16 protein-coding genes are annotated in these 15,174 nt (G+C 56.5%); 2 read left to right on the plus strand and 14 right to left on the minus strand.

What is annotated here, in order from left to right:
* Positions 1 to 6: 6 nt before the first annotated feature.
* From EDC28_RS01075 to EDC28_RS01085, 3 genes are all read right to left on the minus strand, one after another.
* Positions 7 to 747: a TIGR04219 family outer membrane beta-barrel protein gene (locus tag EDC28_RS01075; protein WP_123420380.1), complete on the minus strand. Its 741-nt coding sequence runs from the start codon at positions 745 to 747 to the stop codon at positions 7 to 9.
* 137 nt (positions 748 to 884) lie between these two features.
* Positions 885 to 1,841: a DUF2333 family protein gene (locus EDC28_RS01080; RefSeq protein WP_050657816.1), complete on the minus strand. Its 957-nt coding sequence runs from the start codon at positions 1,839 to 1,841 to the stop codon at positions 885 to 887.
* A 10-nt stretch (positions 1,842 to 1,851) separates the two neighbouring features.
* Complete coding sequence (locus EDC28_RS01085; RefSeq protein WP_170163988.1) at positions 1,852 to 2,265, minus strand: copper chaperone PCu(A)C; 414 nt, start codon at positions 2,263 to 2,265, stop codon at positions 1,852 to 1,854.
* A 69-nt stretch (positions 2,266 to 2,334) separates the two neighbouring features.
* On the opposite strand from EDC28_RS01085, the gene EDC28_RS01090 reads away from it, so the two are divergent.
* Positions 2,335 to 3,078, plus strand: coding sequence for an enoyl-CoA hydratase-related protein (locus EDC28_RS01090; protein WP_050657818.1), 744 nt, complete (start codon positions 2,335 to 2,337; stop codon positions 3,076 to 3,078).
* On the opposite strand, the gene EDC28_RS01095 is transcribed toward EDC28_RS01090, so the two are convergent.
* The 9 genes from EDC28_RS01095 to EDC28_RS01135 form a co-directional block, all read right to left on the minus strand.
* Positions 3,065 to 3,391, minus strand: coding sequence for a hypothetical protein (locus EDC28_RS01095; RefSeq protein WP_050657819.1), 327 nt, complete (start codon positions 3,389 to 3,391; stop codon positions 3,065 to 3,067). The two genes, EDC28_RS01090 and EDC28_RS01095, sit on opposite strands and share 14 nt — an antisense overlap.
* Positions 3,373 to 3,591, minus strand: a complete 219-nt coding sequence (locus tag EDC28_RS01100; protein ID WP_123420382.1) for a PspC domain-containing protein — start codon at positions 3,589 to 3,591, stop codon at positions 3,373 to 3,375. The genes EDC28_RS01095 and EDC28_RS01100 overlap by 19 nt, the downstream gene beginning before the upstream one ends.
* 93 nt (positions 3,592 to 3,684) lie before the next feature.
* Entirely contained in the window at positions 3,685 to 3,942 is a 258-nt protein-coding gene (locus EDC28_RS01105) for a hypothetical protein (RefSeq protein WP_123420383.1), read from the minus strand.
* A 180-nt stretch (positions 3,943 to 4,122) separates the two neighbouring features.
* Entirely contained in the window at positions 4,123 to 5,094 is a 972-nt protein-coding gene (dusA, locus tag EDC28_RS01110) for a tRNA dihydrouridine(20/20a) synthase DusA (RefSeq protein WP_123420384.1), read from the minus strand.
* A 167-nt stretch (positions 5,095 to 5,261) separates the two neighbouring features.
* Positions 5,262 to 6,068, minus strand: coding sequence for an oxidoreductase (locus EDC28_RS01115; protein ID WP_050657823.1), 807 nt, complete (start codon positions 6,066 to 6,068; stop codon positions 5,262 to 5,264).
* 30 nt (positions 6,069 to 6,098) lie between these two features.
* On the minus strand, positions 6,099 to 9,167 hold the full coding sequence (locus EDC28_RS01120; protein ID WP_123420385.1) for an efflux RND transporter permease subunit: 3,069 nt from the start codon (positions 9,165 to 9,167) through the stop codon (positions 6,099 to 6,101).
* Positions 9,164 to 10,267, minus strand: a complete 1,104-nt coding sequence (locus tag EDC28_RS01125; protein ID WP_123420386.1) for an efflux RND transporter periplasmic adaptor subunit — start codon at positions 10,265 to 10,267, stop codon at positions 9,164 to 9,166. The genes EDC28_RS01120 and EDC28_RS01125 overlap by 4 nt, the downstream gene beginning before the upstream one ends.
* Positions 10,268 to 10,344: 77 nt before the next feature.
* A complete protein-coding gene (locus EDC28_RS01130; protein ID WP_050657826.1) occupies positions 10,345 to 10,962 on the minus strand; it encodes a TetR/AcrR family transcriptional regulator in 618 nt (205 codons plus the stop codon).
* A gap of 242 nt (positions 10,963 to 11,204) precedes the next feature.
* A complete protein-coding gene (locus EDC28_RS01135; protein WP_050657827.1) occupies positions 11,205 to 12,092 on the minus strand; it encodes a BRCT domain-containing protein in 888 nt (295 codons plus the stop codon).
* 653 nt (positions 12,093 to 12,745) lie between these two features.
* Here EDC28_RS01135 and nhaA point away from each other — a divergent pair.
* Positions 12,746 to 14,098, plus strand: coding sequence for a Na+/H+ antiporter NhaA (gene nhaA, locus EDC28_RS01140; protein ID WP_123420577.1), 1,353 nt, complete (start codon positions 12,746 to 12,748; stop codon positions 14,096 to 14,098).
* A 34-nt stretch (positions 14,099 to 14,132) separates the two neighbouring features.
* Here nhaA and EDC28_RS01145 read toward each other — a convergent pair whose 3' ends face one another.
* Together EDC28_RS01145 and EDC28_RS20430 are read right to left on the minus strand one after the other, a co-directional pair.
* A complete protein-coding gene (locus EDC28_RS01145) occupies positions 14,133 to 14,597 on the minus strand; it encodes a Crp/Fnr family transcriptional regulator (protein ID WP_336391476.1) in 465 nt (154 codons plus the stop codon).
* Positions 14,594 to 14,845: a cyclic nucleotide-binding domain-containing protein gene (locus EDC28_RS20430; protein ID WP_336391477.1), complete on the minus strand. Its 252-nt coding sequence runs from the start codon at positions 14,843 to 14,845 to the stop codon at positions 14,594 to 14,596. Before EDC28_RS20430 ends, EDC28_RS01145 begins: the two co-directional genes overlap by 4 nt.
* Positions 14,846 to 15,174 lie beyond the last annotated feature (329 nt).

A 15,174-nucleotide genomic window follows, 5' to 3' on the forward strand; every position in this document is an offset into this window, starting at 1 on the left:
TGTTACTTAAAAGTGCATGGTGAGGTTAGCAAAAGGCCCAGAAAGGCGAAGGTCTGACTCAAAATCACCGATGTCGGCCAGTTTCAGCTCCAGGCGGCGATAGCCAAGCTCTACACCCACGTCCACCGGCCCCGGAATATCGAAGTCGTAACCCACAAAAGCGCTGTAATCGAGCAATCGGTTGCCGCTGTAGGCAAGGCCATTGCCCTGCACCCCGGCATAAAGGCCGGTGAGCGGCAAATCGACCCGTGCTTTGCCGTAAAGCATGGGCACCCAGTCATTGAGGCGGGCGCTGCCCTGCTGGCTGGCACTTTGCAGCCGCACCTCGCCGTCCAGTTTACGGGCGGTGATGCCCAGATCCAGGTCGCCGCCGGTATCCCACAGTTGGTAGTAGAAGGTGGCGTCGGTCATCTTCACCGCAAAGTCGGACGACACCTGGCCAGAGAAGGTTTTGTCATCAAAGACGATACCGCTATCGAGGGTGCCCTGCCCTTGGGCGCTGATGTCGCTGTACGCAACTCGAAGGTTTGGCAGCAGCGGCAGCGGGTGTTCGATGTTGATGTACCACTGGCCCAAATTGGCGTTATCAAGGCCCAGTTCGTTATTGGCCGAGGTGTCGGTTGCGAGCAGATCGCCGGAGAGATGGTTGTGCCAGTAGCCGCCACCGGCATAGACACCAATGATGTCGGCACGGGCCGGCAGCGCTGCCGCCAGAGCCAGGCAAGCAAGAGCAACGGAGGATTTCATGATGAGGACTCCACAGAAACAGGAAAAGGCCAGGGCCTAGGCATGAAAAAGCCGCCCTTTCGGCGGCTTGGGCGGCATAAATAACAGGAAAACAAAAAGGGCTGCACCCAGGCAGCCCTTGTTCCTCTTTTTATCCTTTATCCGCGGTCCAGCAGGTTTTCCAGATCCACCACGGCGCCGTTGGCTCGGCTGATGTAGTTGGCCATCACCAGCGAGTGGTTGGCCAGCAGGCCAAAGCCGGAGCCGTTAAGGATGATGGGGCTCCACACCGTTTGTTGGGTGGCTTCCAGTTCGCGGATCACCTGGCGCAGGCTCACCAGGGCGTGCTTGTTCTCAAGGATGGGGCCAAAGTCCACTTCGGCGGCCTTGAGGATGTGCAGCAAGCCCCAGCTGTAGCCGCGGGCTTCGTAGAACACGTCATCGAGCTGCCACCAAGAGGTGGCCACTTTGTCGGCGGCGGTTTCTTTGTCTTCCGGCACGTCCAGGCTCTCGCGGCCCACCGAGGCGGCCAGGCGCTGGCTGTAACTGCCCAGGCGTTTATCCACCAGGCGCAGCAGCTCGCGCAGGTTGTCGGCGCGGGCGTAGAACTCGGCTTTATCCGGCCCGCTTTTGCTCAGGCGGGCGCGGTAGGCTTTGAGGTGGTTGATGCCGCGCTGGTACTCGCTCTCGGCGCGGGGCATCACCCAGGAGCGGCGGTCCACGTTAAAGAGCGGCTGGGCTTCTTTGAGATCCGGGTCTTCCCGGGATTGGGACTGGGAGCGAGACAGCTCGTTACGCATCACCAGGGTGGTGTCGCGCAGCAGTTCGAGGTTGCCAAATTCCCAGGCCGGCATGTTGTCCAAAAACACCGAGGGCGGGGTGACGTCGTTGGATAAAAAGCCACCGGGTTTGTCCAGCAAGGTCTGGGCGATGGTGATGACGGTAGTGGTGATGGTGGTGCCGGTCACGTCGGGCAAGTTATCTTCTTGCTCGGCTTTTTGGGTAACCGCTTTGACGTCAAAACGGTCCGGCTCTACCGACCAATACACACCCAGCAGGTAGCCTGCGAAAATCACTCCGAGCAGGCTCCAGGTAACGACTTTTCCTCGCGCCATAACAACTCCTTTATCGAGAATAACGTGGCCAGGCTTCAATCTCCTGGGTCTGGCCATCGGCAAAAATCAATTCCAGCCTCAGCGGCTGGCCCTCTTTGAGGGGTTTTACTATGTCCATCAGCATCAGGTGCAGGCCGCCGGGGGCCAGCGTCAGGCGTTGGCCGGGGTTCAGGCTGAGGCTGGGCACATGATACATGCTCACCCTGCCCTGTTGGGCCAGGGTTTTATGGATGCTGATGTCTTTGACATCGCGGCTGCGCACCCCGGTCAGTACCACGGTTTGCGAGCCTTTGTTGGTCAGCTCCATATAACCGGCGCTGTTGCTCCCCGGCGGTACCAACCGTACCCAGGGGTCTTTGACGTCCAGCACCTTGGCCTGGAGCGGCCCACTCAGTAATAACAACAGCAACAGGGCGTATTTCACGCTAGCTCCTTGTTTTACTGGTTGTACCAGTCTAACGTACTCATGCCAAATCAGATATAGGAAATCACCATGACCGATTTCGTCCAAAGCGCCGTTGCCGATGGCGTCATGACGGTAACCCTTAACCGCATCGACAAGAAGAACGCGCTGACCCAGGCCATGTATGACGGCCTCACCGCCGCCTTAAGCCAAGCCGACACCGACCCGGCTGTCAAAGTGGTGCTCTTGGTCGGCAACAACGACGTGTTCTGCGCCGGTAACGATCTCGAAGATTTTCTGACCTTAAAGGAACTGGGCCCGGACAGCCCCATTTTGCGCTTCCTCACCACCCTGGTGCGCTTTAAAAAGCCGCTGATGGCGGCGGTGGCCGGCCCGGCGGTGGGCATTGGCACCACGGTGCTGCTCCATTGCGACCTGGTACTGGCCGACAAGGCAGCCCGTTTTCAGCTGCCCTTTGTAGCACTGGGACTGTGCGCCGAAGCCGGTTCATCGGTCCTGCTGGCCGACCGGGTTGGCCAGGCCAAGGCCAACGAATGGCTGCTGACCGGTAAACCCTTCAAGGCCGACGAGGCCCTGGCGCACGGCTTGATTAATCAGGTGGTAGATGGCCAAGTATGTGAGATTGCCACGGCCATGGCCAAGCAGGTTGCCCAGTTGCCTTCAGGGGCGATGATGGCCACCAAGGCGCTTATCCGCCAGCCCAATCAGGCCCGCGCAGAAAAGGCCATCTTTGATGAAGCCGAGCAATTTGTTCGCCTGCTCAAGGGCGATGAATGTAAGGCCGCAATAAAAGCCTTCTTTACCCGGCGTTAACGCGTCGGCCTGGCCTTACCAACAGCCAAATCACCAGAATTGGCACCCACAGCGGGATGGAAACAAAGGCCAGGCCACAAAAAAGGCTACCGGCTACCAGCAGCAACACAGCCACCACGCCAATCAGGGTGCCGCCTATGGCCAGGAAGGCTACCAGCAGCCCAATGCCCAGCGCCAATACCGCGCCCAGGGGGTTGCTGACTTGCCAGTCACTGCCGGAAATGGCAATCAGGCTGTGGTGCCAGTGGCCGCCAAAGGTGAAGTAAAGCCAGGCGGCCACAAGCACCAAAAGTATCAGGGTTTTCTTTCCCATTGTCCCTCCAGATGCGGTTTAGCCGGCAACAACCAGACAGCGACCCCATAAAGAATGGCGGTGGTCAGGGGCGAGAGTAGCAATGCCACTACCGCAGCCAGTCTTACCCAGGCCTTGTCCAGGCCGATAATAGGGGCAAGCCCTGCACAGACACCGAACAACAGCTTGTCTGAAGTGTCTTTGTACCAACGTTCACGCATGCTTACCTCCGATCAGGGTGACTACGGCGCCGCCCAGCAACACCACGGCGGGCGGCACCATCCAGCACAACAACAACACACCCAGACTCAGCATCACTGACCTTCCTTGGCAGGGCTTTGGGCCTTGGCGTCGCTGGCGTCCTCAGGGGCGCTTTGCGGCATCATGGCAGCCATGGCTTCGTCAAATTTCTTGCTGAGCTCATCGCTCAACTGAGTCTGGATTTGGTCCAGGGCTTTAGTGCTTTGCTCAACCACCATATTGGTCAAAGTGGTGGTGAGATCGTCTTGGGCGAAAGCGGGTGCAGACAACATAACAACACCGGCCAATACTGCGATTTTCAGGCTTTTCATGGCCAACTCCATGTGTGGGTTATCAAGTACACAGGGGTTATTACAAGGGCCGTGCCAACCTGAGATAATTTTTTATCTGCATGATTTATAAAGAGATAAAAAATAAGGCCGCCTTTTAGGCAGCCTCATTTGGGGACAGCGGTGACCAAATACGCCAACACTATTGGCGAAATTCACCACTCATTCAGGGCGGTACTCGGTCAGGGCCAGGGCTTCTTCCATTACCTCAAGGCCGGCGCCCGGTTTATGGGCATTCTCAGACAAATACCGGCGCCAGCGGCGGCCACCGGTCTGGCCGTTAAAAAGCCCCAGCATATGGCGGCTGATGTGGTTAAGGCGGGCACCGGCGGCGAGCTCCGCTTCAATATAAGGGAACATGGCCTCCACCACGGCGCGGCGGCTGGGCATGGCGGTATCCATGCCATAAAGGGCAGCGTCCACTTCGGCCAGCAGGTAGGGGTTTTGGTAAGCCTCGCGCCCCACCATTACCGAATCGACGTGCTCAAGATGGCCTTGCATCTCATCCAGAGTCTTGATGCCGCCGTTGATACCGATATGCAGGTTCGGGAAGTCCTTTTTCAGCTGGTAAACCCGTGGGTAGTCCAGCGGCGGTATTTCGCGGTTTTCCTTGGGGCTAAGGCCGCTCAGCCAAGCCTTGCGGGCATGAACAATAAAGGTATCGCAGCCGGCTTCGCTGATGGTGGACACGAAATCCATCAGGAATGGGTAGCTGTCCATATCGTCGATACCGATACGGCTTTTTACCGTCACCGGAATGGACACGGCGTCCTGCATCGCTTTTACGCAGTCTGCCACCAACTGCGGCTCGGCCATCAAACAGGCACCGAAGCGGCCGTTTTGCACCCTATCCGACGGGCAGCCGACGTTGATGTTCACCTCGTCATAGCCCCGCTGCTCGGCGAGGCGCGCGCAGTGGGCCAAGTCCGCCGGGTTGGAGCCCCCCAGCTGCAACGCCAGCGGATGCTCGGCTTCGCTAAACGCCAGGTAGTCGCCTTTGCCATGGATAATGGCGCCGGTGGTCACCATCTCGGTATAGAGCAAGGCATGACGGCTCAGCTGCCGGGCAAAGACCCGGTAGTGGCGATCGGTCCAATCCAGCATGGGGGCAACGGAGAAGGTACGGTCCAGCATGGCGCGCTCACATCAAAAGGGGCGCAAAGTTTACTCAATGGCCGCCCCAGCGGCAAATAGCAGGGGAATACCCTACCTATTTGCTTGAATGAACTCTCGGTGAAGAAACGGCATAAGCCATTTCAAATGACATAAAACGCACATGCGCAGTGTGCAAGCTCTAAAGGTTAAAGCAATCCGAATGTTTTTCTCAGGCCTTTCTCGACAGCCCCTGCTGGCATAAAGCGACGTAATTTAGCCAGCATAGATGCCTCGCCTTTCGGCGTCCGGCGCATCTTCCATGCACCTAGCGCCGCCTCGACAATGGTATCCACTACACCGTCGGGGGCTGGCGCGTTTTGGACATTTTTCTGGATAGCCTGGGCAACTATCTCAAACTCTTTACCGTATTCGGGAATTCTAACAGCGGTTTGGGGAGCATTAAGATCCAGATTGGTTTTGGTAAAAGAAGGCTCGACAAGTACGACTCGAACCCCAAATTGGCGAACTTCATGATCCAAGGTTTCAGATAGCCCTTCCACGGCATGTTTGGAGGCTGAGTAGGCAGCCATGTAAGGTGCTGGCAAAAAGCCCAACACTGAGCTGATGTTGACTATTCGGCCTGAACGCTGCTTGCGCATATGCGGTAACACGGCTTGAATAGTGCGCAGTAACCCAAAAACGTTCGTATCAAACACTGCCTGCGCTTCAGTAATGGACGTTTCTTCCATCGCCCCGAGCAGAGTAACGCCTGCACTGTTAACCAGTACGTCGATGCGACCCGCCTGCGCCATGATCTCTTGGATCCCGCGTTTCACCGAGGCCTCGTTACGGATGTCCATTTCAATAAGCACAACTCCGGGGCTCGCCTGCGCGTTGTCCATGTCGCGCACCGTTCCGAACACTTGGTAGCCCTGAGTTGCAAATTTCATTGCGCTAGCGCGGCCGATACCTGATGACACACCGGTGATAACAACAACTTTGGTCTTCAACATGGTCGCTCCTTTTATTCAATGTTTGGGTGGTCAGGCCCGGGACGAAAGGGGTTTTATCCTGAACCAGATGGAGTACATGGCTGGCAGGAAGACCAGCGTCAAGATGGTGCCGGCAAAGGTGCCGCCAATCAGCGTATAAGCAAGGGTGCCCCAGAACACCGAGTGCGTCAGGGGAATGAAGGCCAGAATGGCGGCCAAGGCGGTCAATATCACCGGTCTGGCACGCTGCACAGTAGCTTCAACAACCGCATCAAACGGGCTTAACCCGGCTTGTTGGTTATCGCGGATCTGCCCGATAAGGATCAGCGTGTTACGCATCAATATGCCCGACAGTGCAATCAAGCCAACCAGGGCATTGATGCCAAAGGCCTGTTGAAAGATGAGCAAGGTCGGTACCACGCCAATCAGTCCAAGGGGGCTGGTGGCAAACACCATGAACATGGCGGCTATCGAGCGCACTTGCAAAATGATGATGAGCAGCGTCAGCACAATCATGATGGGAAACAGTGGCATCATCGCCACCGTGGCTTTGGCCGATTCCTCAATTGCGCCAGCCTGCTCTATACGGTATCCCGCCGGAAGACTCTCCATCACCGGCTGAAGTTCTTTTAAGAGTGCAGTAGAGACATCGGGGGGCTGCAAGCCATCGGCAATGTCACCACGAACCGTGATGGTCGGTGTGCGGTCACGGCGGCGCAGGATGGGATCTTCCATCTGCACTTCAACCTTACCTACCTGAGATAACGGAATACGTTGCCCCGCTGCGCCCACCAGGGTAAATCCTTCGATTTTGGAAGGGTCAAGGCGAATATCTCCGGCTGCGCGGCCAACAACCTGTACCGAGCGAATGTCCTCTCGCACATCAGTAATAGGTACGCCACTGAGCAGAAACTGCAACTGTGAGGCCACCGCATTGGACGTCAGGCCAACGGCCTGAAGCCGGTCTTGGTTGAGCGTAAAATGCAGGGTCGGCACACGGGTGCCCCAGTCGGTATTCACGGTGCGCATCAACGGGCTGGCACGCATGATGGACTCAACCCTTGCCGCCATGGCGCGAAGCTTGTCCGGGTCTGGGCCCATCACGCGATAAGCCACAGGGAAGGGTGAGTAAGGGCCAAACACCAGTTGGGCTACCCGCACTCGCGCTTCTGGTGCCAACCCGGCAGCAATGGCCTCGCGTAGCCTGAGTTTAAGGGCTTCGCGCTCTTTCTGGTCTGCGGTCAGCACCACTATCTTGGCAAAGGAAGGGTCGGGTAGCTCTGGCGACATCGCTAGGTAAAAGCGCGGCGCACCCTGGCCAATGTAGGAGGTGACAATCCTGGCTTCAGGTTGCTTTGCCAACCAAGCCTCAACCTTGGCTGTCGCAGAGCTGGTTTGCGCTATCGACGTGCCATAAGGCATCTGCACTTCAACCAGTACCTCTGGGCGGTCGGATGTGGGGAAGAACTGCTTTTTGACCAACCCCATTGCCACTATCGCCAGCACAAAGGTGGTAACAACCGCGCCCGCTACCAGCCACTTATGCGCAATAACACGCCCCAGCACACTGCGGAATCGGTTGTAGTTGCGGGTGTTGTAAATCCCATGATGCCCGCCCTCGACCTTCTTCATGTCTGGCAGCAGCTTTACGCCAAGGTAGGGCGTGAATGCCACCGCAACCACCCAAGATGCAATCAAGGCGATACCGACAATCCAGAACATGTTACTGGTGTATTCACCTGCGGTCGAACGCGCAAAGCCATTGGGCATAAAGCCAATGGCCGTCACCAAAGTACCGGAGAGCATCGGTGCAGCAGTGTGGCTCCAGGCATAGGCAGAGGCCTTGATGCGGCTAAAGCCCTCTTCCATCTTCACCACCATCATTTCGATGGCAATGATGGCATCGTCCACCAACAAGCCAAGCGCCAGGATCAGCGACCCCAGCGTGATCCGGTCAAAGCTTTTACCTGTTATTGCCATAACAACAAAAACTGTCGCCAAGGTCAGCGGAACAGCAGCAGCGACCACAATGCCGGCACGCCAACCCATGCTGACAAAGCAAACCACCATGACCACCAGCAACGCGACGAAGAACTTGACCATGAACTCGTTCACTGCCGACTTAATGTTAACGGCTTGATCCGACACCTTAGAAAAAGTCATCCCCAAAGGAAGCTCAGCGTTAATTTGGGCCGTTTCGGCATCCAGCGCCTTACCCAACTCCAGACCATTCCAGCCGTCACGCATCACAATGCCCAGCAGCAAAGCCGGCTCGCCGTTGTTGCGAACCAAAAAGGTGGACGGATCTTGGTAGCCACGCTTCACGGTTGCCACATCCTTTAACTTAAAGGTTCGGCCTTGGGCGCTGATCGGGGTTTCACGGATCTTGTTGAGCTTGTCTAAGGCGCCCTCGATGCGAATAAACACTTGCGGACCATGGGTCTCAATAGAGCCGGCAGGGGTGAGCATATTCTGGCTGTTGAGCGCCGCGAAGATCTGCTGCGGCGATACCCCCAGCGTCGCCAAGCGAGCGTGGGAGAAAGACACAAAAATCCGCTCGGGTTGCTCGCCAATAATGTTGACCTTTTTCACCCCTGGCACGTGCAGCAGTTGCTGGCGTAATGATTCAGCGTCACGCACCAACAGCCGCTGTGGCTCACCTTTGGCCTTCAAGGCAAACAGCGCAAAGGTTACGTCTGAGTATTCGTCATTGACCATCGGGCCAATCACTCCCGAAGGCAGATTTCTCGCTTGGTCTGAGATTTTCTTACGAGCTTGGTAAAACTGCTCCGGCACAGCCGAAGGCGGTGTTTTATCTAGCAGGTATACGGTGGTAAAGGCCAAGCCGGGGCGCGTGTAGGTGGCGGTATAGTCGTACCAGCGCAACTCCTGCATGCGTTTTTCCAAAGGTTCGGCAACCTGATCCTGCATTTCCTGCGCTGTTGCACCGGGCCAGGCCGTGATGATGGTCATCTGCTTAACGGTAAAGGGGGGATCTTCGGCGCGCCCCAGCTCTAAAAAGGCCAAAACGCCTGCGACAAAGGTAATGAAAATCAGGAATAACGTCACGGATCGCTCGCGTACTGCCAGCGCTGAAAGGTTAAAACGCCCCTCTTTCATAGACGGGCTCCTGCAGCAGTTGATGCATGCTCTAAAGGCTTAACCGGTTCGCCATCGTGCAGCAGGTGAGCACCCAATGACACAACCTGCTCGCCTGCCTTAAAACTGCCTTGAACCAGGGCTGTTGCGTCCGTCAAATCCAGCACCTGCACGGCGCGCCAAACCACCTTGCTGGGGTTGCCCTCAATCACCCAAACCCCCGGCCCATTGCCTTGGTCTAGAAGCGCACCAACCGGCACCATAAAAGACAACGCCGCTGGTGCACTGCGGGGAATATCAACCGTGACAGTGGCACCCAATGGCGCATTAGCGAGCGCCCCGGAAAGTACGTATCTTGCTTCGTAAGTGCGCGTAACAGGGTCGGCAGCATCAGATAACAACCGTAAAGTGGCAGGTACTGCGGTCTGCTGGGCCCCGTACAGAGTTGCCTGTGCTTTAGAGCCAATCGCCGGCCTTAGGGTCTCGGGCAAATAGACCGCAGCCTCGCGCTGCCCGGCCCGCGCCAAGCGCACCACGGTTTGCCCAGCGCTAACCACTTGCCCAGGTTCTGCAAGGGTATCAACCACGACACCGTCGGCATCAGCGAGCAACACCGCATAACTCGAGGCATTCTTGGCCACATCCGCTTGCGCCTCGGCCGCTTTAAGCTGCGCCCGCGCCGAGTCAGCCGCAGCCTTGGCCTGATCGTACGCAGACACAGAAACGGTCCCCTTAGCGACCAAATCGCGATAGCGCGCTTCATCGTCACTCATCTGCCGGGCACGTGCCCGGGCAGCCGCAACCGCCTGCTGCTGCGCTTGCACCTGCAAGCTCAAATCGCTCGGGTCGATGCGCATCAGCGGCTGGCCACCCTTAACCTTCTGGCCAGTTTCGACCAACCGTTCCAACACTTTGCCGGAAACCCGAAAGCCCAGATCACTTTGCACCCGCGCAGCGACAACGCCGGTAAAGGCCCTCGCTTGCGCAGAAGCGGCCTGAACGGCTTCAACCCTGACTCGCGGAGCCTCGGTACGTGGGTCTGAAGAACGAGCGTCACCGCATGCCGTCAAGGCAAGCGGCAACAGGCAAAAAACAGACGAAACAAACTGACGCCGAAACATGGGGACCCTTCTTGGCGAAGAAAAAGTACCCCATTCTCATAACTGTGACCAATTTAGTCAATAGTCACAAAGCGACATTAAGGCGCCAAACTGCGCAAAATGAGATTGGACAGCTGGCTGCTGTGCTGCGCGGCATTGTCTAAGTTGTATTGCAGCATCAGCGGGTTGATGTAGGGCTTCATCGCCAGATAGATGGCATTGGCCGTCTCATCCAGTGGTGTTTTTCTTTCAAATTCACCGGCTTCTCGGCCATCACGCACAATATCCAGCACCAGGGCCTTAAGATGGGCTTCGTAATGGCCAACCGATGGCCAGGCCTCGCTGGCCGAGGCCGCGGCGATGTCGTAGAGCTTACGCTCATGAAAAAACAGATGGCTGCCAGCGTCCACCAATGCCTTAAACATCCGGCGTAGCTTTTCAGAAGCACTGGTAGTGTCCGCAGTGACTGCATCAACTGTCGCGGTAATTTCGCTTAGTCGATTAGCACAAATAACTTCGCCAATGGCTTGTTTGGACTCAAAGAACTTATATATATAAGCTTTTGAAAAACCTATTGCTTTTGCCAGATCGGACACTGTGGTTTTGTTATAGCCATAATGGCCGAAGTACTCGGTTGCCGCCTCAACGATCTGGTCGCGGATATCGTGCTCGGAAGGTCCCCGGGATTGGGGAGTCGGCGTATGTGTCTTCGCCATGTTGTCACCTTACCTCTTGCAATGGTGCCATACAAAATGTGACCAATATAATCACTGGTCACATTATTTTCAGTATGCGGCTTATTTGCAACTGCCAATAGAAGTGGCAGAAGAGTGGCGCGTTCTTCTGCCGATTTTGATGATTTTTGTTTAGTCGGTGTGAATGCCCAGACGATCGCTAGCTCAGGTTCAGAACTCTTCAGGGCACTCGAATAATACAATTGGCACGAATAGCATCTGCCTCAAGCCTGACGTGAAACCGCCAGCCGCCAGGTCTCTTCGTTGATTATCTTGATGGCCTGCCCTTTGTTCCTAGCCTCGATGGCCGCTTGGATCTTGCGGCCATGGCTGCTGAACTTCCAATCACGGCTGACAATAGTACCAATCACTAACAGGTTAAGATTAAGAGGTACCCCTTTCACTACGGTCATGCCTGCTGCTAGCGCCAAATCCGTCTGGCGGCTGCGTGAGCCGGACATGAACTTGCCAGTGAAGCACACCACCAGTCCGTGCAACTCACCATCCAACTCCTTGTCAGTGCAAAATTCGGTGGCCAAGCCACCGGCAATACCGCTATCGATAAAGCGCTGGCCAGAGATCTGGCTGACAAGTTCGCTTAAATCGGCTCGCTCGTCCTCGGTTATAACACCGTCGGCAAGGATGTCATCCAGACGTTGCACCAGCAAATTGCCAGGCCAAGAGGTAAGCAGCGACTGGTTATCGTGAAGAAATTGGTTGAGGGCCTGTACTTCGCGATCGTTTAGCACACCATCGGCGGCAATACCCTGCAAAAAACCCAGCAGGCGGTTGATCAGGGCATCATCGTTAACCGGCAGCGTGTGACCACCAAACTCCAACACGTCGGATAGCAGCGTATTGATGTCGTCCATTTCGTCCTGAGTGATAACGCCATCGGTCAGGACGTCGGAGATCACATCTTGAATATCGAGAAAATCCCCGTCTTGCTTGAACTCATGGTCTGATTTCAACCAGGTATCCAAGAACAGCAACTCGGCATCGTTGAGGCGAGTATCGGCGATAACGCCAGCCAAAATGCCGTGCAGGGCCAGCAAGTGCTTTTCTTTATTGCGGTGAAAGTTAAATGCGCTGGGGGCTGGGTGACGTTCCATCTTTCCATTCCTCAATCCGTTGATGCATTACTGCTTCCTGCGCCCGAACTGCCTGTGCTCTGACTTACTAGCGATGATGGTCATGCACTAGCTCTCTGAGCCGCGGGTGCAGTCGCGGTTACCTAATGAGGACAATCTAACCTGATAGGGAGTTGCAATGTAAAGAGACTGAAGGACGCTCTATCGCAGCACGGCCCCATGAAAATACAAAAAAACAAAAACATGACATCAACATCAGTGCAAGCCCGCATGGGGCAACGGAGAAGGTACTGTCCCGCATGGCGCGCTCACATCAAAGGGGCGCAAAGTTTACTCAATGGCGCCAGTAGGCACTCTTGAACCAGCAATGGCCGTCAGCGTCCCTTTCAGGTTGGCCGATAAATAATGGCACTGGCTTTATACAAAGACGCCGCTGCGCGCCTACCTTGTCCTCGCTCCGAAAAAGTCGGCAATAGAACCCATGTGGCAAGCATCCGTCAGAATCCCTCGGCGAAGCCCTTGGATAGACATCCTTCGTTGGCGGTTGTCCTGAGATTGAACCACCCTCAATGAAGGCTTGCTTAGTTGGTTGTGAGCCCTAACGGACCCGGCTGAGGAGGCCAAAGTGCCAGGCGATACCGAAGAGTGCAGTGCGACTTGCCCGGATGGCGGTCATGGATGAGCAACCACCACCCCAAGCCAAACAGACCGGGCTTCCGGCCCAGTTGGTCGAACGCCTATCAAGGCCCTTTCAGCGCTTTTTGCACATCGAAGCTGCCGCCGGCGGCGTGCTCTTGCTGTGTACCCTGGCCGCCATGCTGTTGTCCAACTCCCCTTGGGTGCACCAGGTTGAACAGTTCTGGGAAACCCCCGTCGGCCTGCACTTTGGCGATATGGCGTCGGTACGTTCCTTACGCAACTGGATCAACGACGGCCTGATGACGCTGTTTTTTTTCTTGGTGGCCATCGAACTCAAGCGGGAGTTGGTGCTGGGTGAACTCAATGCGCCGCGCAAGGCGGCCTTATCGATTGCCGCAGCCCTGGGCGGTATGTTGGTCCCTGCCGGGATCTATCTTGTCATGCAAAAAGGCCAAATCGGCGAAGTGGGTTGGGGCACGGTGATGGCCACCGACACCGCTTTTGTGATCGGTTGCCTGGCGCTGCTCGGCTCACGCATACCGCAGAGTTTGCGGGTATTTATGCTGTCGCTGGCCATTGTCGATGATATTGGCGCCATCCTGGTGGTCACTTTGGGCTATAGCAGCCATGTCGCCTGGGGAGCCTTACTCTTGGCCGCCCTAGGATTTGGCTTGGTGAAGGCCATGTCCATGATGGGGGTGCGTGGTTTTGCGCTCTACTTTTTAATGGGGGGGCTTATCTGGGTAGCAATGGATGCCTCAGGGATCCACGCCACCATCACCGGTGTACTCCTCGGCCTGATGACACCGGCCCGCCGCTGGGTCAGTGACCATCGCCTATACGCCATCCTCGGGCAAGTTATCGCTCATCCCACAGGAAACCACGGTAGTGGTGATACCAAAGACCGGCAAACCTTGCTGATGGCTCAAATCGCGGCCCGCGAATCACTGTCACCCGTGGAAAGACTGGTGATGGCACTCCATCCCTGGGTGGGCTTTCTGATCATGCCCCTTTTCGCCATGGCCAATGCCGGTTTGACGCTGTCATTCGGCCAGCTTGGCAATCCCATTACCACGGCGGTGGTCATGGGCTTTGTCTTGGGTAAGCCGCTGGGCGTGCTGAGTTTCAGTTGGCTGGCCATAGGTTGCAAGGTGGCAATCAAACCGGCCGACCTCAGTTGGCGATTACTGACGGGAGGCGGCCTATTAGCTGGCATTGGTTTTACCATGGCGTTATTCATTGCCAATCTGGCTTTGAGCCAAAGTCAATTGGAGAGCGCCAAGCTGGGGATCTTTATCGCATCAGTGTTAGCGGCACTGGCCGGTTTGAGCGTCTTGGTCTCGCTCCCCTTACCGGCAGCAGATAAAGCCGCCAAGCGCGTCCTCTAACCGGCGGATGGCAGGCTTGCCCAAAGGAGGCGGCTCAGCTTTTAAAGACCTCCGGTAAAAGCCGCTCGTATTCTTGTTTTACCACTGCGTAGCATTCACTGGTGCGGGCCTCCAGCCCTGCTCTATCCAGCAGGGTGATGTGGCCACGGCTGTATTGGATAAGGCCAGCCTCCTGCAATTTGTGCGCTGCCGTTGTCACCCCTTCACGGCGCACGCCCAGCATATTGGCGATCAGCTCCTGAGTCATAAACAGCTCGTCACAGGGCAGCCGGTCACGACTGAGCAACAGCCAGCGGCAGAGCTGCTGGTCCAGGGAATGGTGACGGTTGCAAACGGCGGTCTGGGACATCTGGGTCAAGAGCGCCTGGGTGTAACGTAGCAGCAGGCTTTGCAGCTGGCCGTTGGCATGAAAGGCCTCTTTGAGTATTTGCCCCGGTAGCCGGTAGGCGGTGCCAGCACTCTGCACCACGGCGCGGTTGGGCATGGTTTCTCCGCTCATAAAAAGTGCCACCCCAGTACCCCTTCATTGCCAACCACTGACATCTCCGTGGAGGCGCCATCGAGGGTGACATATAGCAACGACACGATGGAATCGCTTGGGAAGTACAGATGGCGAAGTTCACTGCCCGACTCATAGAGCACCGCCCCCAGGGACAAGTTCACTTCTTCCAGATAGGGGGCAAGGCAGGCAAATTCTGGGGCTGGTAGCGCCGCCAACAGGCGGTTTTTAAGCGAATCTGAGGGCAATCTGGCGCCTCCTGCCGCAGCGGCTGGGCTCAAAACACGTTGCCACAGTATAGAAAAGCCTGCCTCAGCCGCCCTCACCAAGCACAGCACAGCAAACCACAGAAGCGCCGCTATGCGCGATAGCGTACAGAGCCTGACTAGCCTTCGGTTGACAATCGGGTTGGTCACCGCCAAAAGGAGGGCAAATCGCCACCGGTCAACGCGGGTTGGCTAAAAGGGGTGACGTGATGCCCGGGTGAAAGGTTGTGGCTAGCCTCAAGAGGATACCGCTATGACATTCAAAGACACCTGACACAACGCTGTCTCACCGCAAGGAGAGCCACAGGCAC

The organism is Gallaecimonas pentaromativorans, assembly GCF_003751625.1.
Taxonomy (GTDB): Bacteria; Pseudomonadota; Gammaproteobacteria; order Enterobacterales; family Gallaecimonadaceae; genus Gallaecimonas; species Gallaecimonas pentaromativorans.